The sequence below is a fragment of the Vibrio sp. 10N.222.49.C9 genome, assembly GCF_041474985.1.
GTDB lineage: Bacteria > Pseudomonadota > Gammaproteobacteria > Enterobacterales > Vibrionaceae > Vibrio > Vibrio crassostreae_C.
This window is the reverse complement of sequence record NZ_JBFRVD010000846.1, coordinates 1-319: the sequence shown is the minus strand read 5'-3', so window position 1 is coordinate 319 and position 319 is coordinate 1. Positions and strand designations below refer to the sequence as shown.

Here is a 319-nt window from a genome sequence, read left to right as displayed (position 1 = left end):
CCAATACTGGATCTGCTGGGAGAGAGGCCAGTGGCAGTTGATTTTTTAGCAGAAAGGGCCCATTTACCCGTAAATCAGGTTATGATGCAGTTATTAGAGCTGGAGCTTCAAGGTATAGTGGCTTCAGTCGTTGGTGGTTACATTAGATTAAGGGGGAGCTGACTATGATGGATATTCTTATGTATCTGTTTGAGACGTACATTCATAGCGAGAGTGATTTGAACGTCAATCAAGATGAGCTTGAGCAAGAGCTCCTTCGTGCTGGCTTTCGCCAAGATGAAGTGTACAAAGCGCTAAATTGGTTGGAAGACTTAGCGGC

At 44.8% G+C, this 319-nt stretch carries 1 protein-coding gene and 1 pseudogene; both read left to right on the top strand.

The genetic code is table 11. From position 1 onward, the window contains the following. A pseudogene (locus AB4585_RS25880) lies at positions 1-162 on the top strand (DNA-protecting protein DprA); the annotation flags it as partial. 2 nt (positions 163-164) lie between these two features. After that, a partial coding sequence (locus AB4585_RS25875; RefSeq protein WP_372171636.1) for a DUF494 family protein occupies positions 165-319 on the top strand: 155 nt, incomplete at its 3' end.